General features: G+C 64.1%; 18 protein-coding genes. 7 read left to right on the top strand and 11 right to left on the bottom strand.

The window, feature by feature from the left end; all coding sequences use genetic code 11:
• Window positions 1–4: 4 nt before the first annotated feature.
• From ACTIFK_RS09135 to ACTIFK_RS09115, 5 genes are all read right to left on the bottom strand, one after another.
• A complete protein-coding gene (locus ACTIFK_RS09135) occupies window positions 5–1,081 on the bottom strand; it encodes a L,D-transpeptidase family protein (protein ID WP_439542748.1) in 1,077 nt (358 codons plus the stop codon).
• Between the two features lie 21 nt (window positions 1,082–1,102).
• Complete coding sequence (locus ACTIFK_RS09130; protein ID WP_439542747.1) at window positions 1,103–2,842, bottom strand: L,D-transpeptidase family protein; 1,740 nt, start codon at window positions 2,840–2,842, stop codon at window positions 1,103–1,105.
• 412 nt (window positions 2,843–3,254) lie between these two features.
• Window positions 3,255–3,872 carry a 30S ribosomal protein S4 gene (gene rpsD / locus ACTIFK_RS09125; RefSeq protein WP_439542746.1) on the bottom strand — a complete coding sequence of 206 codons (618 nt, stop codon included), beginning with the start codon at window positions 3,870–3,872 and terminating at the stop codon, window positions 3,255–3,257.
• Between the two features lie 289 nt (window positions 3,873–4,161).
• Window positions 4,162–4,776 (bottom strand): hypothetical protein, encoded by a 615-nt coding sequence (locus tag ACTIFK_RS09120; protein ID WP_439542745.1) that lies wholly within the window; start codon window positions 4,774–4,776, stop codon window positions 4,162–4,164.
• 144 nt (window positions 4,777–4,920) lie between these two features.
• Entirely contained in the window at window positions 4,921–6,198 is a 1,278-nt protein-coding gene (locus ACTIFK_RS09115) for an RNA methyltransferase (protein WP_439542744.1), read from the bottom strand.
• Between the two features lie 126 nt (window positions 6,199–6,324).
• Here ACTIFK_RS09115 and ACTIFK_RS09110 point away from each other — a divergent pair, with 126 nt between their 5' ends.
• From ACTIFK_RS09110 to ACTIFK_RS09095, 4 genes are all read left to right on the top strand, one after another.
• A complete protein-coding gene (locus tag ACTIFK_RS09110; protein ID WP_439542743.1) occupies window positions 6,325–6,888 on the top strand; it encodes a DUF924 family protein in 564 nt (187 codons plus the stop codon).
• A gap of 130 nt (window positions 6,889–7,018) precedes the next feature.
• A complete protein-coding gene (locus ACTIFK_RS09105) occupies window positions 7,019–8,236 on the top strand; it encodes an NADP-dependent isocitrate dehydrogenase (protein WP_439542742.1) in 1,218 nt (405 codons plus the stop codon).
• A 4-nt stretch (window positions 8,237–8,240) separates the two neighbouring features.
• The gene (locus tag ACTIFK_RS09100; RefSeq protein WP_439542741.1) at window positions 8,241–8,702 is read left to right on the top strand and encodes a hypothetical protein; all 462 of its coding nucleotides are present in this window, start codon (window positions 8,241–8,243) and stop codon (window positions 8,700–8,702) included.
• Between the two features lie 70 nt (window positions 8,703–8,772).
• On the top strand, window positions 8,773–9,750 hold the full coding sequence (locus ACTIFK_RS09095) for a glycerophosphodiester phosphodiesterase family protein (protein ID WP_439542740.1): 978 nt from the start codon (window positions 8,773–8,775) through the stop codon (window positions 9,748–9,750).
• 27 nt (window positions 9,751–9,777) lie between these two features.
• Here the strand turns inward: ACTIFK_RS09095 and ACTIFK_RS09090 are convergent, their stop codons facing one another.
• Both ACTIFK_RS09090 and ACTIFK_RS09085 read right to left on the bottom strand, forming a co-directional pair.
• Window positions 9,778–9,939: a hypothetical protein gene (locus ACTIFK_RS09090; RefSeq protein ID WP_439542739.1), complete on the bottom strand. Its 162-nt coding sequence runs from the start codon at window positions 9,937–9,939 to the stop codon at window positions 9,778–9,780.
• Between the two features lie 156 nt (window positions 9,940–10,095).
• Entirely contained in the window at window positions 10,096–10,617 is a 522-nt protein-coding gene (locus ACTIFK_RS09085) for a hypothetical protein (RefSeq protein ID WP_439542738.1), read from the bottom strand.
• A gap of 409 nt (window positions 10,618–11,026) precedes the next feature.
• Here ACTIFK_RS09085 and ACTIFK_RS09080 point away from each other — a divergent pair, with 409 nt between their 5' ends.
• Complete coding sequence (locus ACTIFK_RS09080; protein WP_439542737.1) at window positions 11,027–11,320, top strand: hypothetical protein; 294 nt, start codon at window positions 11,027–11,029, stop codon at window positions 11,318–11,320.
• A 205-nt stretch (window positions 11,321–11,525) separates the two neighbouring features.
• On the opposite strand, the gene alaS is transcribed toward ACTIFK_RS09080, so the two are convergent.
• Together alaS and recA are read right to left on the bottom strand one after the other, a co-directional pair.
• Complete coding sequence (alaS, locus tag ACTIFK_RS09075) at window positions 11,526–14,222, bottom strand: alanine--tRNA ligase (RefSeq protein WP_439542736.1); 2,697 nt, start codon at window positions 14,220–14,222, stop codon at window positions 11,526–11,528.
• 501 nt (window positions 14,223–14,723) lie between these two features.
• The gene (gene recA / locus ACTIFK_RS09070) at window positions 14,724–15,866 is read right to left on the bottom strand and encodes a recombinase RecA (RefSeq protein WP_439542735.1); all 1,143 of its coding nucleotides are present in this window, start codon (window positions 15,864–15,866) and stop codon (window positions 14,724–14,726) included.
• A 190-nt stretch (window positions 15,867–16,056) separates the two neighbouring features.
• Here recA and ACTIFK_RS09065 point away from each other — a divergent pair, with 190 nt between their 5' ends.
• Window positions 16,057–16,323, top strand: a complete 267-nt coding sequence (locus ACTIFK_RS09065) for a hypothetical protein (RefSeq protein WP_439542734.1) — start codon at window positions 16,057–16,059, stop codon at window positions 16,321–16,323.
• A 62-nt stretch (window positions 16,324–16,385) separates the two neighbouring features.
• Here the strand turns inward: ACTIFK_RS09065 and ACTIFK_RS09060 are convergent, their stop codons facing one another.
• Window positions 16,386–16,793, bottom strand: a complete 408-nt coding sequence (locus ACTIFK_RS09060; protein WP_439542733.1) for a hypothetical protein — start codon at window positions 16,791–16,793, stop codon at window positions 16,386–16,388.
• Between the two features lie 78 nt (window positions 16,794–16,871).
• Here ACTIFK_RS09060 and ACTIFK_RS09055 point away from each other — a divergent pair, with 78 nt between their 5' ends.
• Window positions 16,872–17,066: a DUF6494 family protein gene (locus ACTIFK_RS09055; protein ID WP_439542732.1), complete on the top strand. Its 195-nt coding sequence runs from the start codon at window positions 16,872–16,874 to the stop codon at window positions 17,064–17,066.
• A 23-nt stretch (window positions 17,067–17,089) separates the two neighbouring features.
• On the opposite strand, the gene ACTIFK_RS09050 is transcribed toward ACTIFK_RS09055, so the two are convergent.
• Window positions 17,090–19,126, bottom strand: a complete 2,037-nt coding sequence (locus ACTIFK_RS09050; protein ID WP_439542731.1) for an autotransporter outer membrane beta-barrel domain-containing protein — start codon at window positions 19,124–19,126, stop codon at window positions 17,090–17,092.
• Between the last annotated feature and the right edge of the window lie 199 nt (window positions 19,127–19,325).

Here is a 19,325-nt window from a genome sequence, read left to right as displayed (position 1 = left end):
CCGTTCATCGAATTTTCGAATGCCGGCCGCCGGCGCCGCGGTCGGAGAGCATGCGGCTCGTATGACGGCGATCGCGGAGCGCCACCCACCGCCGGCAGCTCGGACGGGACGTGTCGCAGCGCGGAGCGGGAGGCGCTTTGACCGCCGCTTCACGGCGCGGGCTATCATCCTGCTCGATCCGCTGATGCGCCTCGAACGGGTCGGCGATCTGATCGCGATCCTGCGGGCAGTGCTCGATGGCGTCCGGCGTGCGTACGAACGGCGACGCGTCGTCGACCCGGTAGCGTTTCTGACAGACGGAGATGCGCGGCGGCATACGGGTGCGCTCGAACGAGTCGTAGCCTTGGCGCAGGTCGTCCCAGAAGCTGCTCCAACGCCCGGCCGGATATGCGGCGATGTTCTCGGGCGTCATTCGGAAGGGAAAGACGTGAACGGGTACGCTCGCCGTGCCGCGGGTCAACGCTGCGGCGACGAGATCGTAGAGTTCGGCGTTGACCTCGTTCGTCATCGCCAGGCACCCGATCGAATCGCAGCCGCCGTGGATGAGGATCACGGATCCGCTACGGCCCTGGGTGCGGTCGAAGGCATTCGGGTAGCCGAGATTAAGCGACCGGCGCCAGCGGCCGCCATGATGCAGCAGGCCCTCCGTGAGATAATAGAAGCCTTCGGGCGTCTGCTTGTCGCCTTCGCGCATTTTCGGGCCAAGCACGCCGGACCAGTAACAAATCGGGTAGGTCGCGAAGAGAACGAAACGATGCTTTTTCTCCAGCCAAACTTCGAGCTCGGATTCGGCCTTGAAGACGCGGATGAGAACAGGCGCGCCGAGCGAAAGGCCCGCGGCGGCCAGGCGCGTCATGGGCTGGGACGTATCCGGGGTCCCGGGCAACGGCAGCTTCAGGCGGCCCTCTTTGACGGCGCGTCGGCGCTCGGTGCGCTCCGCCAGATGGCGATCGACACTCGACTGGGTTGCCGCAGAAGGCGTTGCTTCAGCGGCGCGAGCGGGGACATGCGTAGGAGCGATCAGCGCGCCAGAGATGGCAGCCATCGCCAACTGGCGTGACAGTCCGCCGGATCTCGGCAATGGCGCTCCTCCTGCCGGCAATCACCAGAAGCTGAAGAACGAATTATACTTCTGACGCCTGCGCTGCTTGCGGTCATAGTAATAGCCGTCGTCATAGTAATAGGAATCGTAGGCGTAGTAATCGGGTGGCGGCTGTTTCGGGCGCTTTTTGATGCCGCCCTGTGGTTCGCCACTGATCAACACGACAAAATCCGTCGCATTGCCGGTTTCCTTGCTGATGTCTTCATCGGACACGATCAGCGAGGAGCGGGGCCAGACGTAGCCCGACACGCGGGCGACGAACTCGGGAGGAAACGTGATGCGGTCGAGCGCGGCGCTGGCAGCCGCGACATCGGTCGGCGGCGGCGCCTCTGTCTTGGACGCACTGCGCTTGCTGCCGCGATCATAGTCGCCCGTGTCGTCGTCGGCGCGGGCCGGAAGGGCCGTCGCCATCCAGCGAACGCCATTGCCGCCATCGGTGTAATCGACCGCCGTGAATACATGCGTGCCGATGGGAGTCTCGGGATGGGAAATCGTGACCGGCATGTCGAACACGGGCTCGTGGCCCTGGCGGACATAGGCCCGCTGGGTTTTCAGGCTCACGAAGACGGATACCGGAAGCATTTTGCCGCGCGCCTCGACTGCTGCAGCGACCGCGGCAGCCTTGGCCGTTTCGCCGGCAGCGGACGCTGCGGTGGCTTTCGCCGCTTCCGCGGCGGCAGCCTCGTGCTTGGCCTTGATCGTGGCGAGCGCGGCATCGGCCTCGATGACGTCCTTGGCGGCGGCGGCGGACCGCGTTTCGGCGGATTTTCTCTGCGAGTCGGTCTTTGCAGCAGCCAAGCGCTTGGCCGCGCTCACCACGGCTTCACCGGCGCGCTTTTTGTTGCGCTCCGCCCGTGCCAGCGGCTTGGCCAGCTTCTTGACCTCGGCCGTTTTGGCTTTCTCGATCTTGTTCAGTTCATCGGCCTGTGCCTTGGCGCTTTCCGCCTCGGCAGCCTTCGCCTTGGCTTCGGGTCGCAAGGCCTCGAGCTGCGCGCGGCGCTCCGGCCACGCCGTCAGATCCGCTTCGAAGGGGCTCGTTTTGCCGGCTTCGGCCGGGTCGTACGCGATGGGCGTTGGCACCTGCGCCACGCCCGCGCCCGCCTTGATGGACGGCTTGAACAGCAGCGGATGGGAGATCTCGACAGGCACCCGGTCGTCCCGCGCAACGATCACGCGCATGCCGATCTTGGACTGGTCGAAGATTTGTTCAGCGTAGCTGTGCGGAAGGCGCACGCAGCCATGCGAGGCCGGATGACCCGGCAGCGCGCCGGCGTGCAAGGCGATGCCCGACCACGTCAGGCGCTGCATGAACGGCATCGAGGCGTCGTCATAGAGATTCGAATAGTGGTCGCGGTTCTTCTGCAGGATCGCGTAAATCCCGACCGGGGTCTCATAATCCGACTGGCCGCTGGAGACGCCAGCGCGCACGGCGCGTCCCTGGGCGTCGTAGACCGAGACACGCTGGTGGCGAAGCGACACGACCGCGAGCACGGCCGGGCCGATTGGCGGCTGGGCGGTGGTTTCCGCGCTGTCTTCCTTGCTGCTTTCGGCGGGCGGGCGCGAGACCGGAGCGCGATCCCGGCTTCGTCGATTATCCCGGTCGTACCGGTCGTACCTGTCATACCGGTTGTAGCGGTCGTACCGATCGTAGCGCTCCTGCGCGGCAGCCGGCCCGACAATGGCGAGCAAAGCTCCTGCACAACCGGCAACGAAAACGATCGATTTAAGCCATCGTATCATGAACTTGCGCTACGTCCCTTCGATGCCTCTAGCGTTTAACGCGAGGTTGCGATCAACGTTCCAGCTTGTCTTCATTTACGCCTGCGATGCGGCTTCTTTCGGACGAGACTGGGCCATATGCGGCCCATTTCGCTTGAAGCAGTCGCGGCAGGGCCGCCGTGGGATTGGTAAATATTAGCGGCTGGTCGTTGCTAACCCGTGAAGCGAAACGCCGCCGGGGCAGTCGCGCCAGCAGGCGCAATCGAGGAGCCGTGTCCGGCCTCGCCGATCCATTCGCGCCAGCGCACGGTCATCAGTCGCGATCCTAACTCGTCCGTGATCGCTGGCAAGGCGCACCGAAACGCAAAAACGGCCAGCTCTGTGTGAGCCGGCCGTCGAAACTGCGAAAGCAGAAAGCGAGTAGAACTCGTTTTTAGCGCGAGTAGAACTCGACCACGAGGTTCGGTTCCATGGTGACCGGATACGGCACGTCCGAAAGGGCCGGAATGCGCGTCAGCTTGGCGGTCAGCTTGTTGTGGTCGACGTCGACATAATCGGGCACGTCGCGCTCGGCGCTCTTCAGAGCTTCGAGAACGAGCGGGAGCTGGCGGGCCTTTTCCTTGACCTCGACAACGTCGCCGACGCGGACGCGGAAGCTCGGGATCGTCACGCGGCGGCCGTTGACGGTCACGTGGCCGTGCGAAACGAACTGGCGGGCTGCGAAGACGGTCGGCACGAATTTGGCGCGATAGACGACGGCGTCCAGGCGGCGCTCGAGCAGGCCGATCAGGTGCTCCGACGTCGAGCCCTTGAGACGGCTCGCTTCGACGTAGAGGCGCGAGAACTGGCGCTCGGACAGGTTGGCGTAGTAGCCCTTGAGCTTCTGCTTGGCGCGAAGCTGCTGGCCGAAGTCCGAAAGCTTGGACACGCGGCGCTCACCATGCTGGCCGGGACGGCTCTGGCGCTTGTTGAGCGGGCTCTTCGGGCGGCCCCAGATGTTCTCTGTCAGGCGGCGGTCGATCTTGTGCTTGGCGCGGATGCGCTTCGTCATGGTAACGGCACTCCAAGAGTTGCTGTCGTTGTTGTATCCGGAAGCCTGGTCAAGTCCTTGGGACAGCCCGGCTTTCAGCCTGGAGCGCCCCCTCCTCTGTCCGTCCCTTTCGGGGAGCGGACCGACAGGCCGGCCCCAACTTTCGGGGTCTGCCGCGGGTGCGCAAATAGAACGCGGGCCAAATCGGCCCGCGTCTTGGGGTGTGCATAGTCGAGGGCCGACCCGGCGTCAAGGTGGGGCAATGGCCCCGCATGCCGGAATTTCAAGCCCAAGCCATCACGTCTTGGCCTTACTTCTTTTGGGTCGGAGCGGGTGCGGCTGCAGCCGGAGCCGGAGCCGGAGCTGCGTCGTTCGAAGCCAGCGACGGGCCGGCCTTCACGTAGGCAGCGATCAGCTCCTTGACCTTTTGGCGCTGCTCGTCAGTGCAGGTCTGCTGGGGCGCCTGCTTCTCGTCGACGACCACTTCCTTGTCGCCATCCTTCTCGACCAGCTTGATCTTGCCGGTCAGCAGCATGACAGTCGTGAGGTGGAGCTGGTTGATGTACAGCGTCTGCTGGTCCGTCCACTTCTTCTTGTCCGTCTCGCGGCGCATCAGCGAGCGATGGTTGAGCGTCTGGTCCTCAGGCAGGTTGCAGACCTGGGCATGGGCCGAAATACGGCCGACACGGATCACCTCACGGGCAACGTCGATCGGCACCATGGCCTGCTCGGGCTTGGCCTTGTCGACGACGATGACCGTGCCGTCCTTCTTCGAGAACTGCTGCGGGGTCAGCGACCACGCGTATTCCATAAAGATTTGCACGGACTTATCGCTGAGTTCGCCTTCCGAGGCCATCACGGCTCCCGGAAGGAGCGCGGCCATGCCCGCCAGTACGACCGCACCAACCCATGCACTCTTCGCCATGATCTTCGTCCGCATTATTTGCCCCTACTGCGACGCCTGTTGTTGTTGTGTCCGCCACCGTTCGCGCCCGTTCGCCGACGGGCACGGTCTTATGCCAGGATTGCGGGCATCGCTCTGCCCAAAACCTGGCAAGATCATGGCGACCTATGTGGACGGCTTGCGACCGTGTCCTTTGCCTCTGGACAGAGTGGCAACAATACCACGGAGGGACCGCACTTCCTGCTCCGTCAACGCCATCCGGGTGAACATAGTCCGCAAGTTTTGGACGACAGCAGGGCGCTTTTCGATCGGATTGAAGAATCCTAGCTCACTGAGCTCGGATTCGAGGTGGTTGAAGAAGCCGAACAGCAGTTCTTTCTCGGCCGGCCGGTCCGACCCGAGATTGAGACCGGGCGAAATCGGGCTTTCGTAGTTGGTGACCCGGCCGAGGCTCGCGCGCCCGCTTTCGCGCATCCAGATATAGCCGAGCAGCAGCACCGCCTGGGCAAGATTGAGCGAGGCGAAGCGGGAATTCACCGGGATCATGATGAGCGCGTCGGCGCTGGCGAGTTCGCTCGTTTCGAGGCCATTGCGCTCGCGGCCGAAGACAATGGCGCAGCGCTCGCCGCGCGCCGTGCGTTCCCGCACCGTGGCGATGGCTTCCTCGGGCGTCAGCACCGGCTTTTTCAACGGCCGCTGGCGCGCGGTGGTGGCGATGACGTAGTTGACGTCCCCGAGGGAGGCTTCAAGGCTCGGATAGGCGACGGCGTCGTCGATGATGTAGTTGGCGCCGGACGCGGCGATGCGCGCCTTCTCGTTCGGCCAGCCGTCGCGCGGGGCGACGAGGCGCAGATCGTCGAGACCGAAGTTCGCCATCGCGCGCGCGACCATGCCGATGTTGTCGGCAAGCTGCGGCTCGACGAGCACGACGGACGGCGTCTCTCCCGGACCGGAAACGGCCTCACCGGAAATGTTCGCGCGGCGAATGCCGTGGCGGAGCTTGCGCAACAAGCGGCGCGCCCAGAACCAGTAGTTCTCGCCCGACCACGTCTTTTCGAGAACGGCCATTGCGGGCGTGTGCAAAGTTTCCGTGCCGCGCCCGAGGAGGCGGACCGAGCCATCGCCGACGACGATCTCCTTGTGGTGGGCGATATAGTCGTCAAGCGTTGCGAGGCCCTGCACCTCGGTGCGTCGCTTGCAGTCCGGACAGGTGGCGGCATCGCTCTCGCAGCGAAGCTCGGCGCAATACGTGAGGACACGCTCGAGGGCGCCGCGGTCGAACTCCGGTGCGCCAAGTGCCGACAGCCCGCCGTCGATGGTCTTCTCGTGGCAGGCATGGACGAGCCGCGCGACCGGCATGGCGAGGCCGGCGACCAGCGGCACGCGCGCGTCGGGCTCGATTGAGATTTGGATGTCAGTTTCGGGTGTCGGGTCGGCGGTCATGGTGGGGCTTTAGCATCGTTGCCGGGCTCTGTCCTGGGGTCCGACACGGCATGCTCAACGGGACGCGCCATTGCTGGTGTATGCTCAGCCCTTTGAAGTGTCGCACGCTCAACCCATATGGGCGGCATGGACAGCAACGCTACGACTACGCCCCTTCAAACCGCGTCCGAGATCATCGGCTTCTGGCGCGAGGCGGGCCCTGACCAGTGGTTCGCCAAGGACGCGGATTTCGACCGGCGCTTCCAGGCGCACTGTCTGCCGCTGCATGAGGCGGCGTGCCGGGGTGAACTCAAGTCCTGGCAGGAGACTGCCGACGGCGCGCTGGCGCTGGTTCTTTTGCTCGACCAGTTTCCGCGCAATTGCTTCCGCGACACGCCGAGAATGTTCGCAACCGACGCGCAGGCACGCGCGGTGGCGGATGCGGCCATCGACGCTGGCCACGACCGGGCCGTCGATCCCGACCTGCGGGTGTTCTTCTACCTCCCCTTCGAGCATTCCGAGGATGCTGCCGACCAGGACCGCTCGGTCGCCCTCAGCGCGCCGCTTGCGGCCAACTATCGGTCCTACGCCGACCTTCACCGCGAGATCGTCGTCCGCTTCGGCCGGTTCCCCCACCGGAACGCGATCCTCGGGCGCACGTCCACGCCCGACGAGAAGCGCTATCTCGACGACGGCGGCTTCGGCGGGTGATCCGACGAGCGTTCGTTGTCCGATGCTGGAGACGAAAGGCGACGGTCTGGCCGCTCTGGGATACCTTGTTGCAGCGCAGCGGTGCCGTTAGGCTGTGCGCCATAACCGAATCCCACCCGAAGGCTTTCCCATGCAGAAGATCAAGGTGACCGGCACTGTCGTCGAGCTCGACGGCGACGAGATGACTCGCATCATCTGGAAGCTGATCAAGGACAAGCTCATCCATCCCTACATCGACGTGAACCTCGAGTACTACGACCTCGGCATCGAGAGCCGCGACAAGACCAGCGATCAGATCACCATCGACGCCGCCAACGCCATCAAGACGCACGGCGTCGGCGTCAAGTGCGCGACCATCACGCCGGACGAGGCACGCGTGAAGGAATTCAACCTCAAGGACATGTGGAAATCGCCCAACGGGACCATCCGCAACATCCTGGGCGGCGTGATTTTCCGCGAGCCCATCATCGCCAAGAACGTGCCGCGCCTCGTGCCGGGCTGGACGCAGCCGATCGTCATCGGCCGCCACGCCTTCGGCGATCAGTACAAGGCCACCGATTTCCTTTTCCCGGGCAAGGGAAAGCTCACGATCAAATTCGAGGGCGAGGACGGCCGCGTCATCGAGAAGGAAGTCTTCAAGGCGCCTTCCGCCGGCGTGGCGATGGCCATGTACAATCTCGATGACAGCATCCGCGAGTTTGCGCGCGCGTCGTTCAACTACGGCCTCAATCGCACGTTCCCGGTCTACCTTTCGACCAAGAACACCATCCTCAAGGCCTATGACGGGCGCTTCAAGGATCTGTTCCAGGAGGTGTTCGAGGCCGAGTTCGCCGACAAGTTCAAGGCCAAGAAGATCGTCTACGAGCATCGCCTGATCGACGACATGGTCGCCTCCGCGCTCAAGTGGAGCGGCGGCTACGTGTGGGCGTGCAAGAACTACGACGGCGACGTGCAGTCGGACACGGTCGCGCAGGGGTTCGGCTCGCTCGGCCTGATGACCAGCGTGCTCATGACGCCGGACGGCGCGACGGTGGAAGCGGAAGCCGCCCACGGCACCGTGACGCGCCATTTCCGCGAGCATGAAAAGGGCAAGGAGACGTCGACCAACTCGATCGCGTCGATCTTCGCCTGGACGCGCGGGCTCGCCCATCGCGCCAAGCTCGACGGCAACGATGAACTCGCCCGGTTTTCAAAGACGCTCGAACAGGTGTGCGTCGCGACCGTGGAAGCGGGCTTCATGACCAAGGATCTCGCGCTGCTGGTCGGGCCCGATCAGCGCTGGCTGTCGACGGGCGGTTTCCTCGACAAGATCGACGCGAACCTCCAGGCCGCGATGGCGAACGGCTAGGCGCGTGGACAACGAACCAGCCGCGGCGGCGACATCCCACGATCTCGTCGCCGCGCGCCTGCTCGATGCTGCCTATGCGCGGGCGCCGCTCGCTCTGTTCGACTTCCCGCTCGCCGACGTGGAGCCGGAGAAAGACCGCCTGGCTGTGCTCAAGGTCGCGGCCGATCTGCTCGTCAAAGCGCGGCTCGCGAAGTTCGACGATGAAGGTCGGACATCGTTGCTGATCACCAACGCGGGCCGGTATTGGGCCCTGCACGGTGGCTACCTCGCATTCCTGAAAGAAGAGCCGATTGCCATGGGTAGCGGGCGCGGGCGCAATCCCGAAATGGAGGCGCTGCGGTCCGAGTACATGCGGCTGCGCCTCAACACCTTCTGGTGGAGCTTCGGTCTCTCCGTCGCGGGCTTCGTGCTGTCGATCGTCTCGGTCATTATCGCGATCTTCTTCGGCGACCGGCTGCTGCGATAGCAGCGCAAACCCGCCAAACAACCGCCGTTCTCGCTTGGTTGGGTGCCGCCGCCCGAACACGAGGAGAGGCATGACACGAATTCTGCGAGGCGCGGCCATCGTCATGCTGACCATCGTGGCCGGCCTCTTTCTGGGCAATACGAACCTGCTCGCGCCCGCCATGCAGGGAAAGCCGGTGCTGCTTGCGCACCGCGGCGTCGCACAGACGTTCCCGCCCGACGGCATCGAGAATGACACCTGCACCGCCTCGCGCATCCGCGCGCCGGAGCACTCTTTCCTCGAAAACACGATCCCGTCGATGCGCGCGGCATTCGCGGCTGGAGCCGACATCGTAGAGTTCGACGTGCAGCCGACGACGGACGGACACTTCGCCGTATTCCACGACTGGACCGTCGACTGCCGGACGAACGGCCAAGGCGTGACGCGCGATAAGACGCTCCCGGAACTTAAGGCGCTCGACATCGGCTACGGGTACACGGCAGACGGCGGGGCGACGTACCCGTTCCGCGGCCAGGGCGTGGGCCTCATGCCCTCGCTCGACGAGGTTCTGGCGGAATTCCCGGACAAGCGTTTTCTCATCCACGTGAAGAGCCGGGACACGGATGAAGGGCGGAAGCTCGCGGACCGGCTCGCCAATCTCGCGCTCGATACCAGGGCAAGGCTCGCCGTCTATGGGCACGATGCGGCGCTTGCGGGCGTGCGCGAAAAGCTGCCGGACATGCGCACCATGGGACGCGGGACGCTCATGCGATGCCTCGCGCGCTATCTCGCCATCGGATGGAGCAGCTACGTGCCGGCCGCATGCCGGGACACGATGCTGCTCGTGCCCTCCAACTATGCCTGGCTGCTGTGGGGCTGGCCCAACCGCTTCCTGGCGCGCATGCAGGACGCGGGCGCGGAGGTGTTCCTGCTCGGGCCCTACATGGGCGGCGATTTCACGACGGGGATCGATTGGGCGGCAGACGTGAGGCAACTGCCAAAGGGCTACAGCGGGGGCGTCTGGACGAACCGCATCCAGGCTGTCGCGCCGCTGGTCAGAACGCCCTGACCGCGTGCGAGGCCTTAACTCAGCGCCTCAGTCGAGGCGGGCGCCGGGGCGGGGACCGGCGAGCGGCGCGTGGCGGCGCTGGTAGCGCGCGCAGGCCCAGCTCTTTCCGAATATCGCCCGCATGACGCTGCTGCGGAGCGAGCAAACAAAGTTCGCGAAGCGCTCATTGGCGCCGAGGTCATTCTGCATGATCATCGATGGTGTAAACGTGTTTCCCAACGGAAAGCTCCATATCAGAGTCGTCCGATCCCGGCACTCGGGGACACTACTTAGCGCTCATATGAGCGCGGGAGCGGCGATCTAGGATCACTGCCGGCGCACGTCAATGGACGCTTTGACGCGCGGTCAACCAGGGGGGAGGTAGGCGCCGAAGCTCGACCGCAGGTTGCGGCCGTGGCCAAGCCCTTCATTCGTGATCTCGTACATGCCCGTGCTGCCGGCCGGCTGGCGAATAAGCTCAAGCTTCTTAAGCCGATGGAGCTGCGACACGACGGCCGACGGAGTGTCGTTGAAGCCTCGCTGGGCGAGCGCGTTCATGAGTTGCTGGAGGGAGAACGCCTTGGCGTCGCGCCCCAGCACCTCGAGCAGCACAAGCTCACGCACCCGGCTGCGCTGATTGCGGCCGAGGCCGTTGTCGTTGGCGGAGAGATCGTCGTCCGGCTCCGGGTCGGGAAAGGGCGTGGGCGCGACGGCCTGTTGCGGCGGCAGCCCGGCGGCTTCCTCGGTCGCGATCACGTCTTCGACGATATCGAGCCGGCGGCGGATTTCGTCCAGCAGGCGGCGGCGTTCGACAGTCGGGACCGCCGTCAGCGACGCCACCATCGGCGTGAAGACCTCGCGGGCGAACGCTCCGAAGATGTGCGCCACGCGATCCTCTGAAGGCCTTCCGTTGCTCCCGTCGGCAGCCATCGCTCGGACCCAATACGAATGAATGTGAATGGGCGTTGCACGGGCATGCGGTGCATGCTCATGCGTTCCGTTCTTTGTATTGCATTTCGTTCGAGCCGTCGCAAGCGGGCGGCGTTTCATTCATTTCATTCGTAATATTCTACTCGAATTTGCCGCCGCAGCACATTGTATTTGCTTCTACTTTTTCACTCCTTTATGCCCGATATTCGTTGTGTATTTCCCCATTCGCGCCCGGCACGCGCGCCGTCGCGACGGCGGCGCGACACGCCATTCAAGGCGTTCCCTTTGCTCATGTTTTTCAAGTGCGGGCTGGCGTCTCTTAAGCATGACACAAGTCTGCACCCCGACCTGACATCGGGAGGGGTGAATGACAGTGTCTTCGCAAGCTTACGACGCGCTTTTCGATCTGGTGCTCGATCCGACGTTGCTGGATCTCGTGCTGGCCATGCCGAATCTCAGCTGGCGCGAGGTCGGCTCGACCATCGCCATGCTGCTGGCGTGGGACATTCTCACCAAGCCACTGGCGGCGTTCTTCTGGCGCCATTCGAGACGCCACCTGTCGCGCGGGCTGTTCAAGATCGCGGTCACCCTCGATCCCGCGGTCGGGAGCAGCCGTGGGCAGTTGGCAGCCGGCAGCACCGCGACGGCGGTTGCTGCGTGACTTCGGGATGGCGGAGCCCGCGAGCTTCTACCTATTGCGCACCAATTCGGGTTGAGCGGTCGCTACAAGATCCGGCGGCGTGGCGTATGTGGAAGCTGGCGTGGGTCCCGGCCGTCCATGCGGAGCATGGCTGCGCCATGACGCCGGGATGACGGAGTACGAGCTACCCTCTCCACTCGAATGGACGGCAATGGGGAGAGGGAGTTTAGGCGCTCGCGCCGAGGCGGGCCTCGATGGCGGCGAGGGCTTCATCGGCCTTGCCGCCGTCCGGACCGCCCGCCTGGGCCATGTCGGGGCGTCCGCCGCCGCCCTTGCCGCCGACGGCTTCGGAGCCTGCCCGCACGAGATCGACGGCGCTGATCGCGCCGGCAAGATCGTTGGTCACGGCCACGACGATGCCGAGCTTGCCATCCGCCGAGTTGTTGGCAATCGCGACAATGCCGGACCCGACCTTGGCGCGCCCGTCGTCGGCCATCGCCTTCAGGTCCTTCATCTCGACGCCTGCCACGGAGAGCTTCAGGAATTTGCGGCCGCCGACTTCGACGATCGCCGGTCCGGCGTCCTTGCCGCCCCCGCCGCCGCCAAGCGCGATCTGCTTCTTGGCGTCCGCGAGCTGGCGTTCGAGCTGTTTGCGCTCTTCGACGAGCGCCTTGAGACGTTCGACCAGATCCTCGGGGCGCGTCTTCAACACGCTGGCCGCTTCCTTGACGCGCTGGTCGGCATCCACCAGGTAGCCGCGTGCGCCGTCGCCGGTCAGCGCCTCGATGCGGCGCACACCCGCCGCGCTCGCGCTTTCGCCCACGACCTTGACGAGGCCGATGTCGCCCGTGCGGCGCGCATGCGTGCCGCCGCAGAGTTCGACCGACCAAGCCTTATTAGAACCCGCCGCCGCATCACCCATCGATACGACGCGGACTTCGTCGCCGTACTTCTCTCCGAAGAGGGCCATGGCGCCGGACGCCTTCGCGTCCTCAAGCGCCATCAGGCGCGTCTCGACCGGGCTGTTCTGCAGCACGATTTCGTTGGCGAGCTTTTCGACAGCGGCAATTTCCTCGGCGCTCATCGGCTTCTGGTGCACGAAGTCGAAGCGCAGGCGATCAGGCGAGACGAGCGAGCCCTTCTGCGCGACGTGGGGGCCGAGCACCTGGCGCAGCGCTTCGTGCAGGAGATGCGTCGCCGAGTGATTGGCGCGCGTCGCCATGCGGCGGGCGTGATCGACTGCGAGTTCGACCGCCTCGCCGGCCTTGAAGCTTCCCGCTTCGACTTTGCCGATGTGGACGAAAAGATCGCCGAGCTTCTTTTGCGTTTCGGTGACGCGGAACAGCGACCCCTTGGCGCCGCGGATGACGCCCTGATCGCCGACCTGGCCGCCGCTTTCGCCATAGAACGGCGTCTGGTTGAGGACGAGCGCGCCTTCATCGCCGGCCTTCAGTGTCTTGACCGGCTTGCCGTCGCGCACGAGCGCACGGATCTCGCCCTCGGCGGTCTCGGTATCGTAGCCGAGGAATTCGGACGCGCCGGTTTCTTCCTTGATCTCGAACCAGATCTCTTCGGTCGCGGCTTCGCCGGAGCCCTTCCAGGCGCGGCGTGCTTCGTCCTTCTGCTTCGCCATGGCGGCGTCGAAGGCTTTCGTGTCGACCGTGATATCGCGCGCGCGGAGGGCGTCCTCGGTCAGGTCGAGCGGAAAGCCAAATGTGTCGTAGAGCTTAAAGGCGATGTCGCCCGGGAAGGTCGCGCCCTGGGTCAGTCCACTCGAGGCCTCGCCGAGCAGCTTGAGGCCGTTGCCGAGCGTCTTCTTGAAGCGCGTCTCTTCGAGCTTCAGCGTCTCGGCGATCAACGCTTCGGCGCGGCCAAGCTCGGGATAGGCAACGCCCATTTCGCGCACGAGCGCGGGCACGAGGCGATACATCAGCGGATCGGTACAGCCGAGCTGGTGGGCGTAGCGCATGGCGCGGCGCATGATGCGGCGCAGAACATAGCCGCGGCCCTCGTTCGACGGAAGCACGCCGTCGGCGATCAGGAAGCTGGTGGCGCGCAGATGGTCGGCGATGACGCGGCGCGCCACTCGGATGAACTCGGGGCCGCCCTCGACAGCGCTCTCGCGGCTGCCGACCTTTTCGGATTCCTGGCGGATGGCCTGGATGAGGTTCCGGAACAGGTCGATCTCGTAGTTGTCGTGTGTGCCCTGCAGCACGGCGGCGATGCGCTCGAGGCCCATACCCGTATCGACGGACGCCTTCGGCAGATTGACGCGCTCACCCGAGGGGAGCTGCTCGAACTGCATGAAAACGAGATTCCAGATCTCGATGAAGCGGTCGCCATCGGCATCGGGCGAGCCCGGAGGGCCGCCCGGGATCTTGGGCCCGTGGTCGTAGAAGATCTCGGTGCACGGTCCGCACGGACCGGTGTCGCCCATCTGCCAGAAGTTGTCCTTGGTGGCGATGCGGATGATCTTGTCGTCGCCGAAGCCTGTCAGCTTCTTCCAGATCGCGCGCGCTTCTTCGTCCTCATGATAGACGGTGACGGTGAGGCGCTTCGCATCGAGGCCGAAATCCTTCGTGATCAGACGCCAGGCGAATTCGATCGCGGCTTCCTTGAAATAATCGCCGAACGAGAAGTTGCCGAGCATCTCGAAGAAGGTGTGGTGGCGCGCCGTGTAGCCGACGTTGTCGAGGTCGTTGTGCTTACCGCCGGCGCGGACGCATTTCTGCGACGAGGCGGCGCGCACGTACGGGCGCTGCTCCTGCCCGGTGAAGACGTTCTTGAACTGCACCATGCCGGCGTTGGTGAACATCAGCGACGGATCGTTGCGCGGCACCAGCGGCGACGATGGCACGACCGCATGGCCCTCGCTTTTGAAGTAGTCGAGGAACGCCTGTCTGATCTCGTTGACGCCGGTCATTCTCATTCCTTGAAAGTAGTCGGGCCTTGAAAGTAGTCGGGGCCTTGAAAGCCGGGGCCTTGAAAGCCGGGTCTTGAAGCTCAGGTCGCGCTCCGGTCGCTGGCTTCGGCGGCGCACGCTTCGCATCGGGCGAAACCCTGCATCCTGGCCAAAGGCCGGCATCCGTCCCACGCTCCACACTCACGCCGCTTCACACCCGTGTGTGTGTGTTCGAGGTGACGTGGATCCCGCCTTCGACAATCGAGCGACGTCGGAGCTTCGGGCGCGCGGCGGCGCAAAGCCCCCTGCGGGCGCTTTTTTGCCGTGGGCCGCTTTTAGCGGGCGGCCTCGGCACTGTCCAGAAACGCAAACGGCGCAGCCCCCCGGTTAGAAGGCCGCGCCGCGCTGATTTCCGGGGAGCTTGAGTCTTTCCGATTTTTGGTTGAATCGCGGAAAGACTCTAGCCCTCTGTTTCGTCGTGCTTCTTATCGGAAAACCGGTTCCCACTTTTCCGGAAGCACTCTAGCGCTTGGCCGCCCGGCCCGCACCCTTGCGGGCAGGATCGGTGGCTTCCGGCAACACGCCGTCCTCGTCCGGCTCCTCGCCTTCGGCGTTCTGTTCGGGTTCGGACAGCATCTTGTCGACGATCAGGCCCGCGCTGGCGCGAATCGCCTGCTCGATGGAGTCGGCGATTTTCGGGTTCTGCTTGAGAAACTGCTTGGCGTTCTCGCGGCCCTGGCCGATGCGCTCGCCGTTGTAGGAAAACCACGCGCCGGACTTCTCAACGACGTTCGCTTTCGACCCGAGGTCGATCAGCTCGCCCATCTTGGAAATGCCTTCGCCGTACATGATGTCGAACTCGACCTGCTTGAACGGCGGGGCGACCTTGTTCTTCACGACCTTGACACGGGTCTGGTTGCCGACCGTCTCTTCGCGTTCCTTGATCTGGCCGATGCGGCGAATGTCGAGGCGCACGGACGCGTAGAACTTGAGCGCGTTGCCGCCGGTGGTCGTTTCCGGGTTGCCGAACATGACGCCGATCTTCATGCGGATCTGGTTGATGAAGATGACCATCGTGCCGGACTTCGAGATCGACGCGGTGAGCTTGCGCAACGCCTTGCTCATCAGACGCGCCTGCATGCCAGGCTGCATGTCTCCCATTTCGCCGTTGAGCTCGGCTTCGGGCGTCAGCGCCGCGACGCTGTCGATCACGAGCACGTCGATGGCGCCGGAGCGCACCAGAGTGTCGGCAATCTCGAGCGCCTGCTCGCCGGTATCGGGCTGCGAGATGAGCAATTCGTCGATCTTGACGCCGAGCTTGCGGGCATAGGCCGGATCGAGAGCGTGCTCGGCGTCGACGAACGCGCAGACGCCGCCCTTCTTCTGGGCTTCGGCGATCACCTGCAGCGTCAGCGTCGTCTTGCCGGAACTCTCGGGGCCATAAATCTCGATCACGCGGCCCTTCGGGAGGCCACCGATCCCCAGGGCAATATCGAGCCCCAGCGAGCCTGTCGAAATGGCTTCGACATCCATCTTGTCATTCGCGCCGAGGCGCATGATCGAGCCTTTGCCAAAGGCCTTGTCGATCTGTGCCAACGCCGCTTCGAGCGCCTGCTTCTTGTCCATCTTTCCCCCCTCGACGACGTGCAGCTCCGGCTTGGTCATGTTGGCACCTTATGACATGTTAACGATTGATGAGCGACTCGCGTGTTACCTGAGATGTACACGCTTTGTTCTCATCTGTCTACACCGTGGTTGGCGCATTGGTGACAATGCTGCGGCGGGGTGTAACGGGCTCTTAGGCGATGCATGGGAGGGTGGATGATCCGCTGCCTCCGACCGGGACCGCCTCCCCTTGATCGACGCCCTCACCATCGCCCGCAACGGGATGCTTTCGGCCTCGGCCAAACTTGGCGTCGCGGCTGAGGCCATCGCCGCGCCGGAAGCTGCCACCGTGACCGAGCAGGGTTTCAGCTCACCGCGGATCGGCTACCTGCCCTTGCCCGGCGACATCGAGGGACTGACCTCGATGATGGAGGCCGAATTCGCGTTCAAAGCGAATGCGGCCGTCCTGAAGACGGCCGCCGACATGATCACAGCGCTCTACAAAGCGATCGACTGACGTTCGCTTCTGACCGCCCTGCTCACGATTACTCGCTTACGATCAATTGGGGCCTGACGTCATCACTTGGGCTTGACGTTCGGGTCGCCTCCGGGCGCGCCGGGCGGCGGGATGACCGGCGTCGTGTTCGGCTCCGGCACCGGCGCCTCGCGCACGATCTCGTTGTCGAGGCTCTTCGGCGGTTCGAGCACGCCATCATTCTGTTTCAGCTCGTTGGAGAGCGGCTTGTCCGGCGTTGTCGCGTCGCCGCCCGGATCCGTTGGAGGCGTGGTGCTCTCGGACGGAGGGTTGGCATTTTTCGGCACGCCCGGCGGCTGCGCGGGCGCGGGCGGCGATTGAGCGGACGCGGGCGACACAGCAAACGCGATACACATGGCCGACGACACGGTCGATACATATATCTTTCGCAGCGTTATCGGCGCGGCGTTCTGAGAGGGGCGGGCGGGCCGCCCCGGATCGCGGGATGACATCATGGTCTCCTTGGTTCGTTTATAACGAAACCAATGGAGCAACCGTGATGTTCCAAATTGATCGAGGAGGCCGCCGGAATGGAGAACGAAACTTTCAATCTCGCCTTACGCCGGTTCCTGAAAGAGGTCGGCGTTTCGTCGCAGCAGGAGATCGAACGCATCGTGCGCGAAAACGGGCTGGCGGGCAAAGGCACGCTCGCCGTCAAGATGGAGCTGACGGCCGAAGGCACGAACCTGCATCACGTCGTCAACGGGAAGATCAATCTCGGGTGAGCGCCCATCCCCTCGTTTTACGCTCAGAACGGAATGGACGCCTTCGCACCGAGCGCAAGCGAGGTCGAGTCCTCCGCAAAACGGCCGTCGTAGGTGAGCTTCAAGTCGACGCCATCGGCCGTCAAAATATCGATGCCTGCGGAGACGTCGAAATACGTGTCGTCGAAGGACTGCGAGGTAGTGAAGAGCTGACCGGGGGCAGCCAGGAAGCTCGCCGTCACATCGAAGGTCGCGTCGTCGAGGAAGGTGCCACCGACGCGCACGAACGGCCGATAGAGGATACCGCCGGAGCGGATCTCGGTGCCGACCTCGAGGGCCGGGCTCGCGGACAGCACCCATGTGCCGTCGCCCTCGACCGCGAGATTGGCGCCGCCGCCGCCCCGCTCGCTGAAGTCCTTGGTGGCGATGTGCGTGGCGTTGAGATCAACCATCGGCTTAACGTACCAGCGGTGCGGCAGATCGAAGAGATGGCTCAGACGCAAGTTCGTGCCCGCAAGCCACATCTCGCGGTCGCTTTTCGCAGGAGCCAAGCCGCCGAACAGCGTGCGCTCCGTATCCGCCCAGCCGTAACCCGCAAAGCCGGCCGCTGCCGCGCTGAAGTTGCCCCAGCGGTTCTTGAGCACAACTGCGCCTTCAAAACTGTCGCGATCGGTGCTCGCGCCGTTCGCGGTGTCGATGGTGGCGGTCTCATAGGACCCCGCGAAGCCGAGCCGCCATTCATCGCGCAGCGCCACCTGAACGCCGCCCGAGAAGCTATAGCCCTGGTCCTGGCCACCGATGTTGGTGGCCGTCGTGTTCCAATCGCTGTGGCGGCCGCCGAACTTGGTCCAGTAGCATTGTCCTTCGACGATCAGGCCGGGGCTGCCTTCGAGCTTGGGGCAACTGTTCACGCTCTGCATGAAAGCATTGTTCGCCTGCCACCAGCTATTGAGGTCAGCCACGTAGGCCGTGGGCGTCAAAGCGTTGATAGAAGATTGCACGGTCGCGACCGTGCTATCCAGCAAGCTATCGTTCACCTTGCGGATCTTGGCGTTTCCGGCTTCGGCGCCAGCGAGGATGCTCACGACGTTGCTTTGCAGGCTCGTGAGCGAGACCGAGTTCGCATAGGACGCGAGGCTCATGCGGTTCCAGCTCAGGACGAGTTGGTCTGCGGCCGTGGGCAGGAGCGTGAGGCCCGTGATGGTGTAGCCGCCCATGCCGTCTGACACATAAAGGTTCGTCGAATAGTTCGTGCCGTCTCCGGGCGTCGATGTCGTCGCCAGGACGTAGTTGCCGCAGCAGTTCGTGTAGTCGTACCGGTAATACGTCGTGCCGCTTGAGCCCGCGACCCGGTTCACAGCGTATTGCCAGCCATTCTGGGTGACGCTCGAGATGTTGTTGGTGAGGGTGCCGTTGGAGCTCATGATTGTCACCGAACCGGTATCGCCGATCACGCCGGTGCGGTTGACGACGACCTTGCCGTGGACCCTCGCATCGTCCGCAACTTCGAGCTTGTCCGCCGATGTGGGGCTCGCGAGCGTGGTGACATAGGAGCCGGTTGAGGACTGGCTGTAGTAGTTGGAGATGCTCGTCGTCTGGACGTTGCCATCGCCCCCGGGGGAGAGAACTCCGTGGTTGTAGAAACCGTTGGCGCTGACTTCGATAGTCGAGCCGGAATTGATCACGCCGCCCGAAAGGTTCAAGATATTCCCGGTGGGCATGATGATGTTGCCGGTGACCACGCCCAAGTTCTCAAGCTGTCCACCTGAGTTGGCCGTGATCGTACCGTTGATCGTGCCAGAATTTTTGATGGTTCCGAAGCCGCCGCTGGTGGCAGTGAATGTAATGTTTCCGTTGATCACGCCGGAATTCTGCCAGCCACCCTCGAAGGGTTTCCGCGTCACGACGATATCGGCGGCCCACGACGGCGCGGCCGAGAGGAGAAGCGCAGAAGTTGACGCGATGGCGAGCGCGGCGTGCGCCACGAAAGAGGCGCGCCGACAGGGGGATCCCAGCATGCGATTGGATGCACGAATTGGATCGCCGCGAAGGGGGCGCTGCAGCTTAGTGAAGCGGATCATTTAGGCTCTCAGGCTTGATGACGAGGCTGCGTTGGCGGGCACGCACACACGAATCGCCTTGTGCTCTCGAAGGTAACAAACCTTACGATTCCGTCTGCATTATTCGCATAGCAAGAAACAGCTATGTCGCGTCTGTGTACGGACAATCTCGCATCGTGTGACACGGCCGATCCGGCGCGCCGGTGTTAGTCAAGGATGA

The sequence above is a fragment of the Hyphomicrobium sp. genome, from assembly GCF_051860585.1.
Lineage (GTDB): Bacteria > Pseudomonadota > Alphaproteobacteria > Rhizobiales > Hyphomicrobiaceae > Hyphomicrobium_C.
Note: the sequence above shows the minus strand (reverse complement) of the source record. Positions and strands in the feature narration are given on the sequence as shown.